Origin of the sequence: Mitsuaria sp. GD03876 (genome assembly GCF_029840635.1) — a bacterium.
GTDB lineage: Bacteria > Pseudomonadota > Gammaproteobacteria > Burkholderiales > Burkholderiaceae_C > Roseateles.
Genome location: NZ_JAOCCU010000011.1, coordinates 25,484 through 41,250, shown reverse-complemented (window position 1 = coordinate 41,250; position 15,767 = coordinate 25,484). Strand labels below are relative to the sequence as shown.

The following is a 15,767-nucleotide window of genomic DNA, read 5'->3' as shown; positions in this document are numbered from 1 at the left end:
CGGTGCGGGGCCACGGACCTTTTGTAACTTGGATTGGACCGAAAACCCGAGATCCTCGCCTGCGGAAGTAAGGGCGATTCTCCGCTCAGTTTTGTAACTGCGCCCACACCTTTTCCAGGCGCTTGACGCTCACCGGCTGCGGTGTTCGCAGTTCCTGTGCGAAAAGGCTCACCCGCAATTCCTCGAGCTGCCAGCGGAAGTCATCCATCCGGGCATCCGGCGTGCCCTTGAGTTCCGCGACCCGGCGCGACCAGCGCTGCTCCAGCGGCCGCAGCTCGGCCAGCAGCTTGGCGTCGCGCGGCGCGTCGGCGCGCAGCTTGTCCAGCCGCAGCGTGATCGCCTTCAGGTAGCGCGGGAAATGCTGCAGCTGCGTCCACGGCGTCTGCAGCACGAAGCGCTTGGGCATCAGCCGCTGCAGCTGCGCCTGCACGTCCTCGACGACCTCCTTGGGCGCGGTCCGGGCGTCCTTGAGCTTGCGCAGCGCGCCCTGGTACTCGACGAGCACGCTGAACGCGAGCCGCGCCACCTCCTGCGCGATCAGGTTGAGCCGCGCGCGGCCCTCCTCGACGCGGGCCTTGAAGCCGAACTCGTCCACCGGCAGCGGATCGGCCAGGAAGGCCCGCTCCAGCGCGACCGCCACGATCTGGTCGCGCAGTTCCTCGGCGGTGCCCAGGCTCATGTACGCGACCGCCATCTGCGTCAGGTCGGGGATGTTCTTCTCGAGGTACTTCAGCGGCTCCTTGAGCTGCAGCGCGACCAGGCGGCGCAGGCCGGCGCGGTGCTTCGCCGCGGCGAGCTCGGGTTCGTCGAAGACCTCGATCTCGACGTGCTGGCCTTTGTCGATCAGCGCCGGGAAACCGATCAGCGTCTGCGGGCCGCGTTTGATCTCCATGAGCTCGGGCAGCTCGCCGAAGGTCCAGGCGGTGTAGGTCTTGGTCGCCTCCGCGGCAGGCTTGGGCGGCGGCATGACCGTCGCCTTGATGCCGCGGGAGGACTTGCCGTCGCCGGACGTCGGCCGTCCTTCATCGACCGCGGCCCTCACCCCCGCCCTCTCCCGCGCGCGGGAGAGGGAGTCGGAGGGAGGCTCGCCGGCGCTGGATGCGGCAGCAGCGGAAGAGGAAGAGGAAGAGGAAGAGGAGGACTGCAGCTTCAGCGCGGCCAGGGCCTGGAACGCGGAGCGCGCCTGCGTGCCAAGTTCCGCCTTGAGCGTCGCGAGGTTGCGGCCCTGGCCCAGCTGCCGGCCGTGCTCGTCGACGACGCGCAGGTTCATGAACAGGTGCGCGGGCACCTGCTCGAGCTTGAAGTCGTTGCGCTGCACGGCGAGCTGCGTGCGCTCCTTCACCGCCTTGAGCAGCACGTCCACCAGCGCGCCCTGCGCGAACGGGTGCAGCTCGACGAACTCGGCGACGAACTCGGGCAGCGGCGTCAGCCGCGCGCGCGGCTTCTGGTGCAGGCTCTTGAGCAGCGCCGTCACCTTGGCCTCGATCATCCCGGGCACCAGCCAGTCGGTGCGTTCGTCGTTGACCTGGTTGAGCGCGTAGATCGGCACGGTGACGGTCAGGCCGTCGCGCGCGTCGCCGGGCTCGTGCAGGTAGGTCGCGGCGCAGTCGACGCCGCCCAGCCGGATCGTCTTGGGGAAGGCGTTGCTGGTGACACCGGCGGCCTCGTGCCGCATCAGCTCGTCGCGGCTGAGCTGCAGCAGCCGCGGGTTGGCCTTGCTGGCCTCGCGGAACCACTTCTCCAGCGTCGCGCCGGAGCACACGTCCGCCGGCAGCTGCTGGTCGTAGAAGGCGTAGATCAGCTCGTCGTCGACCAGCACGTCCTGGCGGCGCGACTTGTGCTCGAGCTCCTCGACCTTGGCGATCTGCTTCTGGTTGTGCGCCAGGAAGGGCAGCCGCGTCTCCCAGTCGCCGTTGACCAGGGCCTCGCGGATGAAGATCTCGCGCGCGGCGGCCGCGTCGACACGGCCGAAGTTCACGCGCCGGTTGCTGTACAGCACGATGCCGTAGAGCGTCGCGCGCTCCAGCGCGATGACCTCGGCGGCCTTCTTCTCCCAGTGCGGCTCCAGCAGCTGGGTCTTGATCAGGTGGCCGGCGATGCCGGGCAGCCATTGCGGCTCGATCGCCGCGATGCCGCGCCCGAACAGCCGCGTCGTATCGACCAGTTCCGCCGCGACGATCCAGCGGCCCGGCTTCTTGCTCAGGTGCGCGCCCGGATGGCGCCAGAACTTGATGCCGCGCGCGCCCAGGTACCAGTCGTCGTCATCGGCCTTCACGCCGATGTTGCCCAGCAGGCCGGCCAGCATCGACAGGTGGACCTGCTCGTAGGTCGCGGCCGCGCCGTTCAGCCGCCAGCCGTGCTCGGCCACCACCGTGTGCAGCTGCGAGTAGATGTCGCGCCACTCGCGCACGCGGCGCGGGCTGACGAAGTTGTCGCGCAGCAGCTGTTCCTGCTTGCGGTTGGAGAGCTTGTGCTCCCCTTCCCCGCCCCTGGACTCCCCGAGCCACTTCCACAGCTTCAGGTAGCCCATGAACTCGGACTTCTCGTCGTCGAACTTCTTGTGCTTCTCGTCGGCCTGCTGCTGTTGCTCGGCGGGGCGGTCGCGCACGTCCTGGCCGGACAGCGCGCTGGCGATGATCAGGATCTCGCTGAGCGCGTCGCGCTGGCGGGCCTCCAGGATCATCCGGCCCACGCGCGGGTCCAGCGGCAGCTTGGACAGCTCGTGGCCCATGGGCGTGAGCTCGTTGCGATCGTCGACCGCGCCCAGCTCGTTGAGCAGCTGGTAGCCATCGGCGACCGCCTTGCGCGGCGGCGGCTCGATGAACGGGAAGTCCTCGACCTGGCCCAGGTGCAGCGCCTTCATCCGCAGGATCACGCCGGCCAGCGAGCTGCGCAGGATCTCCGGATCGGTGAAGCGCGGCCGGCCCAGGAAGTCCTTCTCCTCGTACAGGCGCACGCAGATGCCGTTGCTGACGCGGCCGCAGCGGCCGGCGCGCTGGTTGGCGGCGGCCTGGCTGATGTTCTCGATCTGCAGCTGCTCGACCTTGTTGCGGTAGCTGTAGCGCTTGACGCGCGCCAGGCCCGGGTCGATCACGTAGCGGATGCCGGGCACCGTCAGCGAGGTCTCGGCGACGTTGGTCGCCAGCACGATGCGCGGCTGGCCGTGCGGCTGGAAGACGCGGTTCTGCTCCTGCTCGGACAGCCGCGCGAACAGCGGCAGCACCTCGACGCCGGGCGGATGGTGCTTGCGCAGCGCGTCGGCCGCCTCGCGGATCTCGCGCTCGCCGGGCAGGAAGACCAGCACGTCGCCGCGGCCCTCGCGCCAGAGCTCGTCGACCGCGTCGCAGATGGCGTCGTTGACGTCGTACTCGCGGGACTCCTCGAACGGGCGGTAGCGCTGCTCGACCGGGAACAGCCGCCCCGAGACCATCAGCACCGGCGCCGGCCCCTTGGCCGAGGCGAAATGCTGCGCGAAGCGGTCGGCGTCGATCGTCGCGGAGGTCACGACGATCTTCAGGTCGGGCCGGCGCGGCAGGATCTCGCGCAGGTAGCCGAGCAGGAAGTCGATGTTGAGGCTGCGTTCGTGGGCCTCGTCGATGATCAGCGTGTCGTAGGCGCTGAGCAGCGGATCGGTCTGGGTCTCGGCCAGCAGGATGCCGTCCGTCATCAGCTTGACCGACGCGCCGGGCTGCAGCCGGTCCTGGAAGCGGACCTTGTAGCCGACCACGTCGCCCAGCGGCGACTTGAGTTCCTCGGCGATGCGCTTGGCGACGCTGGACGCGGCGATCCGGCGCGGCTGCGTGTGGCCGATCAGCCCGCCGCCGTTGCCGCGACCGCGGCCCATCGCCAGCGCGATCTTGGGCAGCTGCGTCGTCTTGCCCGAGCCGGTCTCGCCGCAGACGATCACGACCTGGTGCTCGGCGAGCGCGCGCATGATCTCCTCGCGACGGCCGGAAACCGGCAGCGCCTCGGGGAACTCGATCGGCGGGATCGGGGTGGCGGGAGCGGGCGGCCGCGGGGCGGCCTGGCGCGGGCGGCGCGGCGGACGCGGCGTGCGTTCCGTCTTCGGCGCGGCCGGGGCGGGGGCGTTGGTGTTCTGACTCACGGGGCGCGGATTATCTCGCGCCCCGCGAGCGGGGGCCGGTCGTCAGGTCGGCGTCGGGGTCAGGGCTGGTCCGGCATCTCGGCGTAGGTGATCACGTTGATCACCGCGCCCTGCGGATCCTGGATGGTCGCCATGCGGCCGACGGTGGGCACGTCCATGATCTCCATCAGCACCTTGCCGCCCAGCGCCTTGGCCTGGGCCACGGTCTCGTCGACGTTGTCCACGGTGACATAGACGCCCCACATCGGCGGCATGCCCTGCTGCGGGCAGGCCATCAGCCCGCCGATCGCGTCCGGCGCGCCGCGGGCCTTGATCAGGTGATACGGCGGCGCGTCGCCCGGACCGCCCGGCATCGGCATCACGTCGATCTGCCAGCCGAACAGCTTGCCGTAGAACTCCGACGCCTTCTTCGGGTCGCTGGTGAGCAGCTCCGACCAGCTGAAAGCGCCATGGGTCTTGAAGACTTCCATCTCTGGCTCCGGGGGGTGTTGTGGAGGCGCCATGCTCCCCTGCCGGACGGTGTCCCGCAAGTGACCTTGACGCCGCGTTGCGGGGACAGCCTGTTGCACAATCCGCGCCCATGAGCCTGGTCTTCCCCCATACCTTCGTGCCGTGGTTTCGCGCGGTGGCCCCATATATCCATGCGTACCGCGGAGAAACCTTCGTCGTCGGCATGACCGGGGAAATGATCGCCGCGGGCAAGCTCAACAGCTTCGTCCAGGACCTGGCCATCATGCATGCGATGGGGATCAAGATCGTGCTGGTGCACGGCTTCCGCCCGCAGGTCAACGAGCAGCTGGCGCTCAAGGGCCACCAGCCGCAATACAGCCACGGCATGCGCATCACCGACAGCGTCGCGCTGGACAGCGCGCAGGAAGCCGCCGGCCAATTGCGCTTCGAAATCGAGGCGGCGTTTTCCCAGGGCCTGCCCAACACCCCGATGGCCAATTCCACGGTGCGCGTGGTCTCGGGCAATTTCCTGACCGCGCGTCCGGTCGGCATCGTCGACGGGGTCGATTTCAAGCACTCGGGCGTCGTGCGCCGCGTGGACGCCGCGGCGATCCAGCGCGCCATCGATATCGGCGCGATCGTGCTGATGTCGCCCTTCGGTTTCTCGCCCACCGGCGACGCCTTCAATCTGATGATGGAAGACGTCGCGACGGAAACCGCGATCGCGCTGCAGGCCGACAAGCTGCTGTTCATGACCGAGGTCGAGGGCGTGCGAGAAAACCCGGACGATCCGGACAGCGCGATCGACACGGAACTCGCGCTGGCGGACGCCAAGCGGCTGATCGCCAAACTCCCGCCGCCGGCGCAGCCAACCGACGTGGGCTTCTATTTGAAGTACTGCGTGCGGGCCTGCGAATCGGGCGTGGAGCGCTCGCACATCCTGCCCTTCGTGGTCGACGGCGCGATCCTGCAGGAGGTCTATACCCACGACGGCATCGGCACGATGGTCGTGGACGAAAAACTCGAAAGCCTGCGCGAGGCGACCCACGACGATATCGGCAGCCTGATCGCGCTGATCGAGCCGTTCGAGCGCGACGGCACGCTGGTCAAGCGCGACCGCAGCGAAATCGAACGCGACATCGAGGCCTATACCGTCATCGAGCACGACGGCGTGATATTCGGCTGCGCGGCGCTGCATCCCTACCAGGAGGCGCGCACCGCCGAGATGGCCGCGCTGACCGTGTCCAGCGCCGTGCAGGGCCAGGGCGACGGGGAGCGCATCCTCAAGCGCATCGAGCAGCGCGCCAAGGCCATGGGCCTGACCAGCATCTTCGTGCTGACCACGCGCACCATGCACTGGTTCATCAAGCGGGGTTTCCAGCCGGTCGATCCGAACTGGCTGCCCGAGGAACGCAAACGCAAATACAACTGGGACCGGCGCTCGCAGGTGCTGGTCAAGAAACTCGCCTGAACGGGCGCACGACCCCGCGCCAGCGGCCCTGCGGGCCCGCTCGCGCACTCCCCCACTTTTTGAGCATCGAGGTTTGATATGGCACGCACCGTGCAATGCGTTTATCTGAAGAAGGAAGCCGAGGGCATGGACTTTCCGGTCTATCCCGGCGAACTCGGCAAGCGCATCTACGACAACGTCTCCAAGGAAGCCTGGGCGGCCTGGATGAAGCACCAGACCATGCTGGTCAATGAAAACCGCCTGAATCTGGCCGACCAGCGCGCGCGCCAATACCTCGCGCGCCAGATGGAGCAGTTCTTCTTCGGCGCCGGCGCCGAACAACCCGCCGGATATGTGCCGCCGTCCGCCTGATTTCGTGGCTTTTCTCCTGAATTTGTGTCAGCGGCGTCACACACTTTGATGGCGGCGCCTCGCAAATTCCGGGGAAATGCCTCGCGCGGCACGACCCCGGCATTTACCCCCTTGCGGCCATACTCGATTCCCTGCCTATAATGCGGCAATCCCTTTCCGGGGAGCTGTTGAACTACGCGAGGAATTCATATATGGCATCGCTCAAAGACCTCCTGGCCCAGCGGGCCGCCCTCGAACAGCAAATCGCCGAAACCCAGGAACGCGAACGCTCCGACGCGATCGCCAAGGTCAAGTCGCTGATGCAGGAGTACGGCCTGACCGTCGCCGACCTCACCGCCCGCGCCGCCAAGACCGGTACCGCCAAAGCCTCCAAGGTCGCCGCCAAGTACCGCAACCAAGCCACCGGCGAAACCTGGAGCGGCCGCGGCCTCCAGCCCAAGTGGCTCAAGGCCGCCATCTCCGGCGGCGCCAAGCTGGAAGATTTCGTCATCTGACGACACCGTTCTGTCCGGAATCCGGACGGGCGCTTCGAAAGCCACCTTCGGGTGGCTTTTCTGTTTCTGGGACTGGCACTGGCAAGGGCGTCTGGTGCTGGCAAAGGCGTCCGGTACTGCCAAGGGCGGCGCGGACGCGGGAACTGCCGATGTCCCCTGGCGCTCAATCTCCTCCTCGCCGCTCGGAATTCGCGCCAGGGGACATCGGCAGCTCCCGCTTCGGGACGCTCGGCAGTACTTCACCCCCAATTCCGGGGGGAGCCGTCGCACTGCAGGGATTGCGCTGACCGGCGGCCACGGACCCCAGGGCTAGCATCGCGCGAGTCGCCCGGTTCCGCCCGGGCGACGCTCTTTTCCACTTCCCGCCGCCGCCACCTTGAAGTCCGAGCTGTCCGCCCCCGCCGGTTGGGCCCCCGCCCCGTCGCGCCGCCTGCCAGCCAGCGCGCCCGCCGCGCTGCTGGTCGTCGCCACCGCGGCGCTGCTGCTCGCCGGCACGCTCTGGCCCGCGTGGCGCGCCGTGGCCTGGTGGCTGCCTCCCGTGCTCGGGCTCGCGCTGTTCCTCCATGGACGCTTCGAGCGACGCCGCGCCGTCGACGAACGCCGCGAATGGCGCACCAAGATCGACGACGCCGGCCTCTCCCTCGCCCAGTGGGTCCCTGGTGGACCCGCGGCCGCCTCGGCCGGCTGGCAGGAACGGCTGGGCGCGCCCGATCCGGCCGACCCGCTCGCCTGGCTGGAACGCGTCCATGCCGTCGACCGGATGAAGCTCGAGGAACACCTGCCCGCGCTGCTCGAAGGCAGCAGCGATGGCGGCGCCGACTCCCTGCAGCACGCGCTGCGCCTGCCCGACGACGCCGGCGACTGGATCTGGCACGAGCTGCGCCTGCGCGTCGTGCGCCGCGACGCCCGCGGCCAAGCCCGCCAGGTGCTCGCCAGTCTGCAGGACATCCAGTGGCGCCGCACCGCCGAGGAACGCCAGCGCATGAGCAGCGGCCTGTTCCAGCACCTGCACGAGGGCCTGGCGATCACCGACCTGCAGCACCGCCTGCTCGACGCCAACCCGGCCTACTGGACGCTGATGAGCGCCCTGCTGGACGCACCGGCCGGACTGGTCATCGACGACGACGGCCGCGCGCCCGACACCGCCGAGGCCTTGCGCCGCCGGATGCTCGGCCAGCCCGCGCTGCCGCTGGACCCGGCCCAGCTGCGCCGCAGCGGCCATGAACCCGAGGCGATCGCCGAGGCGCTGGCCGACCCCGCCGGCCACTGGCAAGGACTGGTCAAGGTCCGCGGCCCCGGCGGCCAGCCGCGCACGCTGCGCCTGACCGTGTCCTCGATCCCCGAGCCCGAAGGCCCGCCGCGTTATCGCGTGCTGGCGCTGAGCGACCTCACGCAGGACCTGCAGCGCCAGCAGGCGCTGGAGCGGCTGGGCCGCTTCGACCTGCTGACCGGCCTGCCCAACGAGCAGGAGTTCCTGCGCCGCCTGCAGGCCGCGCTGCAGACCAGCCGCCAGGTCGGCCCCGGCTTCATGCTGTGCGTGGCACGGGTGGACCTGGACGGCTTCGCCGCGTTCAACCGCCGCCACGGCGCGGCGCGCGCGGACCAGGCGCTGCGCGAGCTCGCCCGCCGCCTGACCACCGCGCTTCGCCAGGCGCCGCAGTGGTCGGACGAGGTGGCGCGCCTGGGCGGCGATGAATTCGGCCTGCTGCTGCGGGTGCAGGACGCCGAGGAGGCACAACGCGCGCTGGACCGGCTGGTCCAGGTGCTGCGCCGCCCGATCGAGCCCGAGGACGGCGAGGACGGGACCGGCTCGGCCCCCGCCGCGCCCGTCGCCGCGGCCGACGAGGAGACGCCCACCGCGCCGATGTTCTTCGACAGCGACTACGACGCCGAATACCGCGCCCATGAGGACAGCGGTTTCGGCAGCGCCGAGGGCACGCCCGGCGGCGCGCTGCGTCTGAGCGCGAGCGTCGGCGCCACGCTGTTCCCGCAGGACGGCGGCGAGGCCGAGACGCTGCTGCGCCACGCCGCGCACGCGCTGTACCGCGTCAAGCGCAGCGGCCGCGACGGCGTGCAGTTCTTCGACGTCGAGAAACGCCGCAGCCGCGAGGCGCAGGCGCAGGCCGTGCTGCGCGTGCAGCAGGCGCTGGAGGCCGGCGAGCTCTGCCTGTACTACCAGCCCAAGATGGACCTGGTCACCGGCGAGCTGCTCGGCGCGGAGGCGCTGCTGCGCTGGCGCCATCCGCAACGCGGGCTGCTGGCGCCGGCGGCCTTCCTGCCGACGGTCGAGCGCAGCGGCATGGCCGCGCAACTCGGCCACTGGGTGTTGGAGCAGGCGCTGGAGCAATGCCGGATCTGGCGCTCGGAGGGCCTGGACCTGGAGCTCAGCATCAACATCAGCCCGCGCCACCTGGCCGCGCCGGCCTTCTGCGCGCGGCTGGAGGCGCTGCTCGCCCGCCATCCCGACGTGCCGCCGGGACGCGTGGTGCTGGAGCTGCTGGAGTCGAGCGCGCTCGACGACGTCGACCATGCCCGGCACCTGCTGGCCGAGTGCAAGCGCATCGGGCTGCGGCTGGCGATGGACGACTTCGGCACCGGCTACGCGACGCTGTCGGTGCTCAAGCAGCTGCCGCTGGACCGGCTCAAGATCGACCGCTCCTTCGTCCAGACGATGCTGGTGGACCCGCAGGACCGCGCGCTGGTGCAGGGCGTGATCGCGCTGGCCGGGCAGTTCGGCTGCGAGCTGGTGGCCGAGGGCGTCGAGTCGCCGGCGCATGCGCGCGCGCTGGTCGAGATGGGCTGCCGCGTCGGCCAGGGCAGCGGGCTGTGCGAGCCGCTGCCGCCGCAGACGCTGCTGGCCTGGGCGCTGCGCCGCGCGCCCTCGCGGGGCCGTCCGCTCGAGGCCATCACGTAAAATTCCGCGGTGATCCCGCCCGGCTTTATTCAGGACCTCCTGGCCCGCGTCGACATCGTCGACGTCGTCGGCCGCCATGTCGACCTCAAGAAGGCCGGCATCAACCACAAGGGGCTGTGTCCGTTCCACGGCGAGAAGACGCCGAGCTTCACCGTCAGCCCCTCGCGCCAGACCTTCCATTGCTTCGGCTGCGGCCAGCACGGCAACGCGGTCGGTTTCCTGATGGAGCACCTGGGCATCGGTTTCATCGACGCGGTGCGCGACCTCGCGCAGCAGGCCGGCATGCAGGTGCCCGAGGACGACCGCAGCCCGCAGGAGCGCGAGCGCGAGAAGGTCCAGAAGCAGCGCCAGGCGACGCTGACCGAGATCCTGGCCAAGGCCGGCCAGCACTACCGCCAGCAGCTCAAGGGCAACGCCCGCGCGATCGAGTACCTCAAGGGCCGCGGCCTGACCGGCCAGATCGCGCTGCAGTTCGGGCTGGGCTACGCGCCGGACGGCTGGCGCTCGCTGGCCAGCGCCTTCCCGTCCTACGACGACCCGCTGCTGGTCGAGACCGGCCTGGTGATCCTGCAGGACGACCCCGGCAAGAGCGAGGCCGAACAGCGCCGCTACGACCGCTTCCGCGACCGGGTGATGTTCCCCATCCGCAACGTGATGGGCGAGGTCATCGGCTTCGGCGGCCGCGTGCTGGACAAGGGCGAGCCCAAGTACCTGAACTCGCCCGAGACGCCGGTCTTCCACAAGGGCCGGGAGCTGTACGGCCTGTACGAGGCCCGGCCGGCGATGCGCCGCCGCGGCTACGCGCTGGTGGTCGAGGGCTACATGGACGTGGTCGCGCTGGCGCAGCACGGCTTCGGCAACGCGGTCGCGACGCTGGGCACCGCCTGCACCGCCGACCACGTGCAGAAGCTGTTCCGCTTCACCGAGTCGGTGGTGTTCAGCTTCGACGGCGACGCCGCCGGCCGCCGCGCCGCGGGCCGCGCGCTCGAGGCCGCCCTGCCCCACGCCAACGAGACCCGCACGATCAAGTTCCTGTTTCTGCCGACCGAGCACGATCCGGACTCGTATGTCCGCGAACTCGGCGCCGAGGCCTTCGAACGCTGCGTCGAGGGCGCGGTGCCGCTGTCGCGCCAGCTGATGGAAACCGCCGCCGACGGCTGCGACCTCGGCACGCCCGAGGGCCGCGCCAAGATGCTCAGCGTCGCCAAGCCGCTGTGGGCGGCGCTGCCGGACGGGCTGCTCAAGCGCCAGCTGCTGGGCGAACTGGCGCGCCGCGCCCAGCTGCCGGACGCGGAGCTGCAGGCGCTGTGGGCCAACGCGATGCCGCCGGCCGCGCCCGGCACCCGGCCCCGCGCCGACCGTCCCGCCGCCGCCGCGCCAGCGCCCAGAGCCGCCCCCCGCGCGTCGTCGGCCGACGCCGGCGGGCCGCACGACGAGCCCTACTTCGACATCCCCGCGTCCGCCTACGGCGACGAGGGCGGCGGCGAGGTCCACATCCCCCACGACGCCTATCCCGCCGAGGCGGGGGGCGCTCCGGCCTCCGGCCCCCAGGCGGGCGGGGCCCAGCCGCGCAAGTGGGAACCCAAGGGCGACTTCAAGGGCAAGGGCGGCAAGGGCAAGTGGTCCGGCAAGGGCGAGTGGCGCAAGCGCGACCAGGACCCGACGATGGGCACGCCGCTCGAACTGCCGCCCGCGCCGATGAACCTGGCCGTGCGGATGCTGCTGCTGCATGGCGAGCTCTGGCACCAGATCGGCGACCAGGACCTGGAACTCCTCCATGAACTCCCCGGAGAGCACGGGGAACTGATCGCCTGGCTCGAGCGCTTCCTCGTCGACAACGGCCCCTCGCCCTGGGCGGTGCTGCAGGTCGCGCTGCAGGAGGCGGACCTGCTGGAGCTGGCCCAGCGCGTGAGCGGCGGGCCGCTGACGGCCCCGCCGTCGGACGAGCACCTGGACGCGGAGTTCCGCGTCGTGATGCGCAAGCTCTGGGTCGGCAAGCTGCGCGCGGAGGCCGACCGCATCGCCCGCAGCCCGCAACCGGACATGGCGCGGTTCCAGTCATTGCTGCGGCAAATACGCGATCTGGAAGCGGTCTGAACCTCCTTTTTGACCGATTGCGAAATTTCGCAGATAATCAAGGGTTTTCGCGCGTCAAGAGTGACCGCAGCGCCAACCGGTCCCCGGCCCCCCACTGACCCTGGGTTCATACACAAAGTGGCCAACTTTCACCGCCTGGGCTGCAACTTCAAAGGTTCACGCTAGCCTTCACGCGCAAAGCCTTGAACGGCAGCGGGTTCGTCCCGATCTGTCGTCCAGGGCCGTGTTCGAGCCGCCTGGGCTCGCCCGCGCCGCATAGCCCGCAAGTGTCGGGAGTTTGTCGGCCGCCGGCGGCGCAGGTGGCCGTTTGCATTTGTCAGCGCCGTCGGCGCACCCCGCGAATAGACCCCGCATTCACCACTGGCCCTGAGCCACCGAGGAACTGCATGACCGCCAAAAAGACCGCGTCCAAGGCCGCCGCCGCAGAAACCGAAGAAGTCAAGAAGCCGGCCGCGAAGGCCGCCGTGAAGACCACCGCCAAAGCCCCCGCCGCGTCCGCTTCGGCCGACGACAAGCCCAAGCGCGGCCGCAAGCCCAAGGCCGAGACCGAGTCGAAGAAGCCCGCCGCCGCCAAGGCCAAGGTGGAAGAGGAAGAGGAAGACTTCAGCGACGTCGAGGCGGACGGCGAAGGCGACGGCGAGACCGAAGTCGAGGCGGAGGTCGAGACCGCCGAGGTCGAGGAGATCGGCGAGGACAAGCCCAAGGCCAAGCCGCTGCGCATGAAGGTCAGCCGCGCCAAGGAGCGCGCGCTGATGCGCGAGTTCGGCCTGGACGAGACCGCGCTGACCGAAGAGGAAGTCGCCAAGCGCCGCCAGGAGCTCAAGACCCTCATCAAGATGGGCAAGACGCGTGGTTTCCTGACCCACCAGGAAATCAACGACCACCTGCCCGAGAAGCTGATCAACGAGGAAATCCTCGAGGCGATCGTGTCGATGCTCAACGACATGGGCATCGCCGTGTACGAGCAGGCGCCCGACGCCGCCACGCTGCTGATCCAGGGCTCGACCTCGCCGACCGCGACCGAAGAGGAAGCGGAAGAGGCCGCCGAGGCCGCGCTGTCCACCGTCGACTCCGAGTTCGGCCGCACGACCGACCCGGTGCGCATGTACATGCGCGAGATGGGCACCGTCGAGCTGCTCACGCGTGAAGGCGAGATCGAGATCGCCAAGCGCATCGAAGGCGGCCTGCAGGCCATGATGCTGGCCATCTCGGCCTCCCCGACGACCATCGCCGAGATCCTGGCGATGGCCGCCAAGATCCGCGCCGGCGAGATGCAGATCTCCGAGTCCGTGGACGGCTTCGTCTCCGACGACGAGGCGGACGACTACGTCGCGGAAGAAGACTTCGACGAGTTCGACGAAGAGGACGACGACGACGGCGCCGGCGGCTCCAAGGCCCTGACCAAGAAGCTCGAGGAGCTCAAGAACGCGGCCCTGGTGAAGCTGGACTCGCTGGCGTCCAACTTCGACAAGATGCGCAAGGCCTTCGAGAAGGACGGCTACAAGTCGCCCAACTACAACAAGGCCCAGACCGCCATCAGCGCCGAGCTGATGACGATCCGCTTCACCGTCAAGACGATCGAGAAGCTGTGCGACATCCTGCGCTCGCAGGTGGACGACGTGCGCCGCTACGAGCGCGAGATCCGCAAGATCGTCGTGGACAAGTGCGGCATGCCGCAGGAGCACTTCATCAAGGTGTTCCCGCCCAACGTGCTGAACCTGCAGTGGGCCGAGAAGGAAGTCGCCACCGGCAAGAACTACACCGCCGTGATGTCGCGCAACCTGCCCGCGATCCAGGAGCTGCAGCAGAAGCTGATCGACATCCAGGCCAAGGCCGTGGTGCCGCTGGACGATCTCAAGGAGATCAACAAGCGGATGAACGAGGGCGAGAAGGCCTCGCGCGACGCGAAGAAGGAAATGATCGAGGCCAACCTGCGCCTGGTCATCTCGATCGCGAAGAAGTACACCAACCGCGGCCTCCAATTCCTGGACCTGATCCAGGAAGGCAACATCGGCCTGATGAAGGCGGTGGACAAGTTCGAATATCGCCGCGGCTACAAGTTCTCGACCTACGCGACGTGGTGGATCCGCCAGGCCATCACCCGCTCGATCGCGGACCAGGCCCGCACCATCCGCATCCCGGTTCACATGATCGAGACGATCAACAAGATGAACCGCATCTCGCGCCAGCATCTGCAGGAGTTCGGCTTCGAGCCGGACGCGCCGACGCTGGCCGAGAAGATGGAGATGCCGGAAGACAAGATCCGCAAGATCATGAAGATCGCCAAGGAGCCGATCTCCATGGAAACGCCGATCGGCGACGACGACGACAGCCACCTGGGCGACTTCATCGAGGACACCAACAACACCGCGCCGATCGAGGCGGCCATGCAGGCCGGCCTGCGCGAGGTGGTGAAGGACATCCTGGACAGCCTGACCCCGCGCGAGGCCAAGGTGCTGCGCATGCGCTTCGGCATCGAGATGAGCACGGACCACACGCTGGAGGAAGTCGGCAAGCAGTTCGACGTCACCCGCGAGCGCATCCGCCAGATCGAAGCCAAGGCGATCCGCAAGCTCAAGCACCCGTCGCGTTCCGACAAGCTGCGCACCTACCTGGATAACCTGTAATCCCCTCCCCGGCGGTCCTCGCGGCCGCCGCGGCTGGGCACCAGGTTTGCCTCACGAACCGGCCACGTCCTCGGGCGTCGGCCGGTTTTCCTTTTGGGGCGTCCCGAAGGTCGCGCTCCGGCATTCGCCCGCGCGTGGGGGGTGGTGTCGTGCCCGCGCCGACGGGCCCCCGAGGCGAGGGCTTATCACCACGCGGCGCCCAGGGTGGCACGGCTACACTGAGACTTCCATCACATTTCACCCCCAGCAAGGCCGATGACCCAGATCCGCGAGCGCACCGTCCTGTTTGCCGACTTGCGCGGCAGCACGGCGCTGTTCGAGACGCTGGGCAACGCGGAAGCCTCGGGGCTGGTGACGCAGACGGTGGCGCTGATCGGCCAGGCGGTCGACGAGCACCGCGGCGACATCATCAAGACGCTGGGCGACGGCCTGATGGCCGCGTTCGACAACCCGCGCGACGGCATCAAGGCCGCGATGCGGATGCAGGAGCTGCTGGTCAGTTCCTCGGCCCGCAGCGAGCGGCTGCGCCACACCCACCTGCAGATCGCGCTGGCGCGCGGCGAGGTGGTCGAGATCCACGGCGACTGCTTCGGCGACGCGGTCAACGTCGCGGCGCGGCTGCTGGACCATGCCGGCGACGGCGAGACCGTCGTCACCGCCGAGGTCGTGCACGGGCTGACCAGCGCGCAGAAGTCGCGCTTCCGCAGCCTGGACCACATCAGCGTGCGCGGCCGGGCCGAGCCGGTCCACATCTACGTGCTGGACCAGGGCCGCGGCGACGCGGCGGCCACGCAGTTCGGCGAGATCGTGCGCAGCGCCGCGCCCGAGGGCATCCGCCTGGTGTGGCAGGACCTGGACCGCGTCTTCGACATCGACCAGATGCCCATCGTGCTGGGCCGCAGCACGCAGGCGACCTACTGCATCACCGACGTGCGGGTCAGCCGCTCGCATGCCCGCATCGACTGGCAGGGCAGCAGCTTCAGCCTGACCGACCTCAGCTACAACGGCACCTTCGTGCGCTTCGGCGCCGGCGGCCAGACGCTGAGCCTGCGCCGCGGCTCCTGCACGCTGCACGGCGCCGGCGCGATCGGCCTGGGCGGCCCGCCGTCGGAGACGCAGGCGCCCACGGTCCGCTTCGAGGTGCTGCACCTGGCCGAGTCCGCCTCGCCGCTGCTGTCGCGCCGCGGGTTCTGAGCGGCCCGCGCCGTCGCGACGCCTCGCGCCGTTCATCGCCCTCCCCGACCTTCCCCGCCTCGAG

Annotated in this window: 9 protein-coding genes; 7 read left to right on the top strand and 2 right to left on the bottom strand. The window is 69.4% G+C overall.

Annotation, left to right across the window (positions count from 1 at the left end; genetic code table 11):
• Positions 1–85: 85 nt before the first annotated feature.
• Positions 86–3,991 (bottom strand): ATP-dependent RNA helicase HrpA, encoded by a 3,906-nt coding sequence (hrpA, locus tag N5D62_RS08925; RefSeq protein ID WP_279757451.1) that lies wholly within the window; start codon positions 3,989–3,991, stop codon positions 86–88.
• Positions 3,992–4,164: 173 nt separating this feature from the next.
• Positions 4,165–4,575 (bottom strand): VOC family protein, encoded by a 411-nt coding sequence (locus tag N5D62_RS08920; RefSeq protein WP_279757360.1) that lies wholly within the window; start codon positions 4,573–4,575, stop codon positions 4,165–4,167.
• A 110-nt stretch (positions 4,576–4,685) separates the two neighbouring features.
• Between N5D62_RS08920 and argA the strand changes: the two genes are divergently transcribed.
• The 7 genes from argA to N5D62_RS08885 all read left to right on the top strand — a co-directional run bounded on the left by argA (position 4,686) and on the right by N5D62_RS08885 (position 15,703).
• A complete protein-coding gene (gene argA, locus N5D62_RS08915) occupies positions 4,686–6,026 on the top strand; it encodes an amino-acid N-acetyltransferase (RefSeq protein WP_279757359.1) in 1,341 nt (446 codons plus the stop codon).
• Between the two features lie 78 nt (positions 6,027–6,104).
• Positions 6,105–6,377 (top strand): oxidative damage protection protein, encoded by a 273-nt coding sequence (locus N5D62_RS08910; protein ID WP_279757358.1) that lies wholly within the window; start codon positions 6,105–6,107, stop codon positions 6,375–6,377.
• Positions 6,378–6,568: 191 nt separating this feature from the next.
• Positions 6,569–6,871, top strand: a complete 303-nt coding sequence (locus N5D62_RS08905; RefSeq protein ID WP_279757357.1) for an H-NS histone family protein — start codon at positions 6,569–6,571, stop codon at positions 6,869–6,871.
• 376 nt (positions 6,872–7,247) lie between these two features.
• The gene (locus tag N5D62_RS08900) at positions 7,248–9,785 is read left to right on the top strand and encodes an EAL domain-containing protein (protein ID WP_279757356.1); all 2,538 of its coding nucleotides are present in this window, start codon (positions 7,248–7,250) and stop codon (positions 9,783–9,785) included.
• A 9-nt stretch (positions 9,786–9,794) separates the two neighbouring features.
• Positions 9,795–11,882 (top strand): DNA primase, encoded by a 2,088-nt coding sequence (dnaG, locus tag N5D62_RS08895; protein WP_279757355.1) that lies wholly within the window; start codon positions 9,795–9,797, stop codon positions 11,880–11,882.
• Between the two features lie 386 nt (positions 11,883–12,268).
• Positions 12,269–14,509: an RNA polymerase sigma factor RpoD gene (gene rpoD, locus N5D62_RS08890; RefSeq protein WP_279757354.1), complete on the top strand. Its 2,241-nt coding sequence runs from the start codon at positions 12,269–12,271 to the stop codon at positions 14,507–14,509.
• A gap of 255 nt (positions 14,510–14,764) precedes the next feature.
• Positions 14,765–15,703 (top strand): adenylate/guanylate cyclase domain-containing protein, encoded by a 939-nt coding sequence (locus N5D62_RS08885; RefSeq protein ID WP_279757353.1) that lies wholly within the window; start codon positions 14,765–14,767, stop codon positions 15,701–15,703.
• Positions 15,704–15,767 lie beyond the last annotated feature (64 nt).

Bases quoted from the DNA above. Each gene is read 5' to 3' on its own strand.
- N5D62_RS08920 (WP_279757360.1), bottom strand. From the start codon at position 4,575: ATGGAAGTCTTCAAGACCCATGGCGCTTTCAGCTGGTCGGAGCTGCTC.
- argA (WP_279757359.1), top strand. From the start codon at position 4,686: ATGAGCCTGGTCTTCCCCCATACCTTCGTGCCGTGGTTTCGCGCGGTG.
- N5D62_RS08910 (WP_279757358.1), top strand. From the start codon at position 6,105: ATGGCACGCACCGTGCAATGCGTTTATCTGAAGAAGGAAGCCGAGGGC.
- N5D62_RS08905 (WP_279757357.1), top strand. From the start codon at position 6,569: ATGGCATCGCTCAAAGACCTCCTGGCCCAGCGGGCCGCCCTCGAACAG.
- rpoD (WP_279757354.1), top strand. From the start codon at position 12,269: ATGACCGCCAAAAAGACCGCGTCCAAGGCCGCCGCCGCAGAAACCGAA.
- N5D62_RS08885 (WP_279757353.1), top strand. From the start codon at position 14,765: ATGACCCAGATCCGCGAGCGCACCGTCCTGTTTGCCGACTTGCGCGGC.